Here is a 5,938-nt window from a genome sequence, read left to right on the forward strand (position 1 = left end):
GCCCCGCCCCGCCGGCGACGTCTACCGCACACCCGAAAACACGAAGATCATCTACCAATTAGAGGAGTTGCTGTGCTTTCCGAGCGATCCGCCCCCGTCATCCGCGCCACCCTGCCCGCCGTCGGGGCCGCCATCGGCGAGATCACCCAGTTGTTCTACGCCAAGCTCTTCGACGACCGGCCCGAACTGCTGCGCGATCTCTTCAACCGCGGGAACCAGGCCAACGGAGAGCAGAAGCGGGCGCTGGCCGGCTCCATCGCCGCCTTCGCCGGCATGCTCCTCGAACACCCCGACGCCCGGCCGGACGCGATGCTCGCCCGCATCGCGAACAAGCACGCCTCCCTGGGCGTCACCTCCGACCAGTACAAGCTCGTCCACCACCACCTCTTCGCCGCCATCGGCGAGATACTCGGCGACGCCGTCACCCAGGACGTGGCCGACGCCTGGGACGAGGTCTACTGGCTGATGGCCAACGCCCTGATAGCCGCGGAAACCCGGCTGTACCAGGAGGCGGGGACCGCCGAGGGCGAGATCTGGCGGCAGATGCGGATCGTGGAACGGCGCGAGGAGTCCGCGGACGCCGTGTCCTTCACCCTGCGCCACACCGACGGCCTCCCTGCCGGGCCGTTCTGCCCGGGTCAGTACGTCAGCGTGCGGGCCGAACTACCGGACGGCGCCCGGCAGATACGCCAGTACAGCCTCTCCGGCACACCCGGCGCCGAGGAGTGGCGCATCACCGTCAAGCGCGTGCGGGGCGGCGACCGGCCGCAGGGCGAGGTCTCCTCCTGGCTGCACGAGCACGCCCGCGCCGGCGACGTGCTCGCCGTCTCCGCCCCGTTCGGCGACCTGGTGCTGCCCGACGGTGACGGGCCACTGCTGCTCGCGTCGGCGGGAATCGGTACCACGCCGATGCTGCCCATGCTGCACCGTCTGGCCGCCGAGAACTCCGACCGCCGGGTGACCGTGGTGCACGCCGACCGCACCCCCGCGGACCACGCCCACCGCGACGAGCTGCGCCGCCTGGTGCGGGCACTGCCGAACGCCACCCTGCGACTCTGGTACGAAGAGCCGGGCGACAACGCGCCGGAGGCGTCCCGCGGTCAGGTCGACGTCACCGCCCTCGACCTCCCGGAGGGCCTGACCGCCTACCTGTGCGGACCACTGCCCTTCATGCGTGCGGCCCGCGGCGACCTGCTCCGACGCGGCGTGCCCGCGCAGGACATCCACTACGAGGTCTTCGGGCCGGACCTCTGGCTCGGCCAGGACTGACCCCGGGCACGAGGGGGGGGCGGCACCATGAGCGCCATGTCAGACGGCCGCACCACCGCCGCCACGGCCGCCACGGCCGCCACCGGTGAAGCGCTCCGGCCGTCGTCGCCCCCTCACGCCCCTCCGGCCGCCTCCGGGGCTGGCACTCGCGCGGCGAAGGCCCGCGCCCCCGCCTGCCAGGTGCGGTCCAGGTCGGAGTCACCGGGGTAGCGGCGGTCGAGTTCGAGGACGACCATTCCGTGCGCGTACGACCAGAGCGCCTGCGCGAGATGGGGGTCCCCGGCGGCGAGGGAGAAGGGCCTGCCGGCCCATTCCTCGAGCCCCTCGGGCAGTGCCTCCCGAGGCAGGCGCCCGGTGGTGGCGAGACGGTACAGACCTGGATGGGCGAGCGCGTGCCGCCGGTAGGCGGCCAGGAGGGCCGGGACCCGGTCGGCGCCGGACGCCCCGCCCACGGCGCCGTGCAGGGCCGCGCCCATCTCGGCGAGCGCCACCTCCACAAGAGCCGCCGCCACCGCCTCCTTGTTCCGGAAGTGCTTGTAGAGAGAGGGCGCACGGATGCCGAGGCGGTCGGCGAGCGCCCGCATCGTGACCTCACCCCAGCCCTGTTCCTCCAGTAGTTCGCGGGCAGCGGCGACGATCTGGGCGGCTCGCGGGGTCCGTGAGGTCCGGGCCGGCTCCTGGACGGTGCTCACCGCTGCTCGGCCCGCTGCTTGAGTGCGGTGTTCATGGCCGTGAAGTGGTCATGAACGTCGAGCTTCCGGCGCACGAACGGCAGGGCGACAAGGGCGCCGGTGAAGGTCTCCGCCTGCGTGAGCCGCACGCCGCCGCTCCCGGTCTCCTCGATGAGGAAGGAGTGCTCCCCGTCGAGGAGGCGCGGAGCCCAGAGCCGCCCGAGCCAGCGCAGTTCCTTCCCCGGCACGGCCACCCGGACCGTCGGACGGAAGCGCATGGTGGAGCCGTTGCTGTCCAGGACGTTCTCCAGCACAGCACCCACCTCGGGCCTGCCCCTGGCGCTGACGATGAACGGGTTCCACTGCGCGTAGGCGTCGAAGTCGGTCAGCACCTCCCACACGCGCAGAGCGGGAGCGTTGATGTCGACATGGGTGCGGACGGCGTGCACGGGATCTCCTGGCAAGAGGGAAACGAGTGGCTAACGGCGTTAGCTACGAGGATAGGCTAACACCATTAGCCACGCGACCCCGCCGGACGCGGATGTCAGGGGACGCGTGCGGGGTCACCGTCCCGGTGCCGCGTCCTCCTGGGGCGGTGCCTCCGCGGCGGACGGTCCCTGGGCGGCGTCGTCCGCCACGGAGGAGACCACCGTCGTGGCGGCGACCGGGCGGATGAGGAGTGACACCGCGCAGGCCAGCGTGGTGACCGTCATCAGGGCGTACATGACGCGGTAGTCGAGGACGCCGATCAGCACCGCGCCCGCGAAGAGGGACAGCGTCTGGGCGGCGTCCCGCGCCATGTTGAGGGTGGCGTTCACCCGTCCCTGGAGGCGGGCCGGGGTGTACAGGTGGCAGGCGGTGCCGAGGACCACGGAGAGGAAGGGCAGGCCCACGCCGATGAGCACCACGCCCACCATGAACAGCGCCACGTCGCGGGAGACGCACAGCAGCAGGCCGAGCGCGATCGCCGCGTATCCGAGGCAACTGGTTCTGACGTCGCCCAGGCGGCGGATCAGCGCCCCGGAGAGCAGCCCGGCGAGCGCCGAACCGGCGCCCTGGACGGACGCCAGCACGCCCACGAAGGCGGCTGGCCGGTCCAGTCCCTGGTCGACCGCGGCGAACGCGGCGGCCTCCAGCATGCCGACGCCGCCGAGGAAGATCACCATGGCCAGCGTCAGCCGGAAGAGCAGGGGGACGCCGCGCAGATGACGGAATCCGGCGGCGAGTGACGTACGGAAGCGTTCGGTGGTGGGCTCGGGCTCGGACTCGACCACCTTGACCAACGCGAGCAGCACCGCCGCGGCGACCAGCGTGCCCGTGCTCAGCAGCGCCAGGGCGATGCCGCCGTAGGCCGCGTACAGCCCCGCGCCGACCACCGGCGAGACGATCCGCACGCCCTCGCGGGTGGAGATGAGGACCGAGCGGGCCGCCAGCGCGTCGGCGGACGGCAGCATGTCCTTGAGCAGCGCCTGCCGCGCCGGGGTGGCCACCAGCACGCCGTACCCGGCGGCCACCAGGTAGATGATCCAGAGCTGTCCCGAGTCCCGCACGGCCAGCAGCGACAGGACGAGCATCGCCATCCCCGCGTACATCCACAGCAGCAGCGGCTTGCGGTGCACCCGGTCGACGAGGTGGCCGAGCAGGGGCGAGGCCAGCCCGGGAAGCGTGAGGACCAGGATGACCGCGCCCGCGGCGGCGTCCGAGCCGGTGAGGTCCTTGGCCCAGATGGCAAGCGAGAGGAACATGGCGCTGTCTCCGAACGCGGAGACGGCCTCGCCGGCGAATATCCGGCGGAACTGTGCGTTGTGGCGTAGTAGCGCCCACACTGCTGGCCTCCATTGAAGGGTGTGACGGCGGCCCGGGGGAGAGAACGCGCGGTGGCGGCCCTCTCCCCCGGGCCACGGGACTTCGGAGACCGGTCAGTTGTCGCCCATGGCCACGCGCAGGCTCTTGGGCCGCATGTCGGTCCAGACCGTGCCGATGTGCGCCAGGCACTCCTCCTTGGTGCCGCTGACGCCGGTGTCGCGCCAGCCGGCGGGGAGAGGCCGTCCTTCGGCCCAGATGCTGTACTGCTCCTCGGTGTTGCGGACCACCGTGTAGCGGACCTCGGTCGCGCGCTCGTCCATGGTTGTGTTCCTTCCGTCTGTTTCGGAGGCGGTTGGTGTGCCGACTGGATCCGGGGGACGCGGGTTCAGGTGGTGCCGAGGCGCGCCTCGACCAGCCGGGTGACGTCCTTGCGGCTGGTCTTTCCCGAGGTGTTGCGCGGGAGTTCGTCGAAGAACACCAGGCGGCCGGGACGCATGGCGGTGGGCAGGTCACGGCGGAGCGCGGCGCGCAGCGTGGTCTCGACGGCCTCGGCACCGGCCTCCGCGACCACCGCCAGGTGCAGTTCGGCCCGGCCGCGCAGGGCGTCGGACAGGACGGCGACCGCCTGGACGACGCCGGGCGTCCGCTCGGCGACCGACTCGATCTCGGCCAGTTCGACCCGGTGTCCGCGGATCTTCACCTGGTCGTCCACCCGCCCGTGGAAGGAGAACCGGCCGTCCGGGCCGACCCGGACCATGTCCCCGGTGAGATAGGCCCGATCGCCGTCCGGGCCGGTGACAAAGGACCGCGCGGTCAGCTCCGGGCTCCCGTAGTAGCCGCGTGCGACCCCCACACCGGACAGGCAGAGTTCGCCGATCGACCCGTCCGGGACCTGCTGGAGTTCCCCGTCCAGCACATGGGCCCGCAGGCCGGGAATCGGCAGGCCGATGGGCAGCGGGTCGCGGTAGGGCGGGCGCACCTCGGCGCACAGTCCGCAGACCGTGGTCTCGGTGGGGCCGTAGCCGTTCCACAGGGTGTCCACCACGCCGCTCAGCTCCTCGGCGAGCACGGCGGGCAGCGCCTCCCCCGCGCTGACGAGGTGCCGGAAGACACGCTCGCCCGCCAGAAACGGGAGCAGCAGCCGCAGTTGGCTCGGCGTCGCGAACCCCGCGTCGACCCGGTGGTCGCGCAACCACCGCGCGAAGAACTCGGGGTTGCGGGCGCTGCGCGGCGGGGCGACGGCGATGGTGCCGCCGCTGGTGAGCGGCACCAGCATCTCGGGGACGGACATGTCGAAGACGGTGCTGCTGTGCGCGAGCATCCGGTCCCCGGGGCCGAGCCGCATGGCGTCCGCGAAGTAGTCCAGCATGTTGAGCAGGCCGCCGTGCTCGATCTCCACACCCTTGGGCAGCCCCGTCGAGCCGGAGGTGAAGAGGATGTACGCGGCGGGCTCGGCCTCTTCCTGCGGACGGCCCACCGTGGAAGGAGCCGGTTCGGAGGACGCCGGTTCGGCCAGGGCGGCGCGGACCACGCCGTCGGCGTTCGGCAGCGTCGCCGCCGCCCCGCAGCGCGCCTGCCGGATCTGGTGGCGGCGCCGTTCGGCCGGAGCCCGTGGATCGAGCGGCACCGCCACCGCCTCCAGCAGCCACGTGGCCAGCAGGGCGACCACGTAGTCGGTTCCGTAGTCGCGTTCGATCGCGACCCGGGTACCGCGCCGCACCCCGTCGGCGGCGAGCGCGCCGGCCTGGGCGCGGGCGGCCGACAGCAGCGCGCCGTAGCTCAGTTCACCGCTGCTGTCCTCCACGGCGGTGGCCCGCGGCCGGGCCCGCGCGTGCTCCAGGAAGCGCCGCAGGGTGGGTGAGGCGGTGTGGATCGGGTCCGCGCCTGCCAGAACGTCGGTCATGAGCTTCTTCCGTTCCACGACTGCGCGATACCCGGCCCGCCCACCTGCTCCCGTACGAGGGCGGTGAGGCCGCCCAGGGTGGGGTTCTCCAGGAAGTCGACCAGTTCCACGTCCGCCCCCAGCTCCTCGTCGAGCAGGGCCAACAGCCGCATGGCCTTGAGGGAGTGCCCGCCATGGTTGAGGAAGTCGTCCCCGGGAAGCGCGCGTTCGGTCGCGAGGACATTCCGCCACAGGGCCGCGACCTTCTCGCCCAGCGGGTCGGAGCCGGGTGGCGCGAGGGGGTCGGGGT

General features: G+C 72.4%; 7 protein-coding genes. 1 reads left to right on the forward strand and 6 read right to left on the reverse strand.

Going from position 1 to position 5,938, the window contains the following annotated elements:
• Window positions 1-72 precede the first annotated feature (72 nt).
• Window positions 73-1,269, forward strand: coding sequence for a globin domain-containing protein (locus GL263_RS19740; protein WP_182857069.1), 1,197 nt, complete (start codon window positions 73-75; stop codon window positions 1,267-1,269).
• Window positions 1,270-1,382: 113 nt separating this feature from the next.
• Here the strand turns inward: GL263_RS19740 and GL263_RS19745 are convergent, their stop codons facing one another.
• From GL263_RS19745 to GL263_RS19770, 6 genes are all read right to left on the reverse strand, one after another.
• Window positions 1,383-1,961 (reverse strand): TetR/AcrR family transcriptional regulator, encoded by a 579-nt coding sequence (locus tag GL263_RS19745; protein WP_323379486.1) that lies wholly within the window; start codon window positions 1,959-1,961, stop codon window positions 1,383-1,385.
• Window positions 1,958-2,389, reverse strand: a complete 432-nt coding sequence (locus GL263_RS19750) for an SRPBCC family protein (protein WP_323379487.1) — start codon at window positions 2,387-2,389, stop codon at window positions 1,958-1,960. The genes GL263_RS19745 and GL263_RS19750 overlap by 4 nt, the downstream gene beginning before the upstream one ends.
• Window positions 2,390-2,503: 114 nt before the next feature.
• The gene (locus GL263_RS19755; RefSeq protein ID WP_182857071.1) at window positions 2,504-3,766 is read right to left on the reverse strand and encodes an MFS transporter; all 1,263 of its coding nucleotides are present in this window, start codon (window positions 3,764-3,766) and stop codon (window positions 2,504-2,506) included.
• Between the two features lie 93 nt (window positions 3,767-3,859).
• Complete coding sequence (locus tag GL263_RS19760; RefSeq protein WP_182857072.1) at window positions 3,860-4,066, reverse strand: MbtH family protein; 207 nt, start codon at window positions 4,064-4,066, stop codon at window positions 3,860-3,862.
• Between the two features lie 65 nt (window positions 4,067-4,131).
• Complete coding sequence (locus tag GL263_RS19765; protein ID WP_182857073.1) at window positions 4,132-5,649, reverse strand: amino acid adenylation domain-containing protein; 1,518 nt, start codon at window positions 5,647-5,649, stop codon at window positions 4,132-4,134.
• A partial coding sequence (locus tag GL263_RS19770) for a phosphopantetheine-binding protein (RefSeq protein ID WP_182857074.1) occupies window positions 5,646-5,938 on the reverse strand: 293 nt, incomplete at its 5' end. The genes GL263_RS19765 and GL263_RS19770, both read right to left, overlap by 4 nt.

This window comes from Streptomyces durbertensis, from assembly GCF_014156695.1.
GTDB classification, from domain to species: Bacteria; Actinomycetota; Actinomycetes; order Streptomycetales; family Streptomycetaceae; genus Streptomyces; species Streptomyces durbertensis.

Excerpts from the sequence above, each read along its gene's own strand:
- GL263_RS19760 (WP_182857072.1), bottom strand. The coding sequence starts at position 4,066 with ATGGACGAGCGCGCGACCGAGGTCCGCTACACGGTGGTCCGCAACACC.
- GL263_RS19765 (WP_182857073.1), bottom strand. The coding sequence starts at position 5,649 with ATGACCGACGTTCTGGCAGGCGCGGACCCGATCCACACCGCCTCACCC.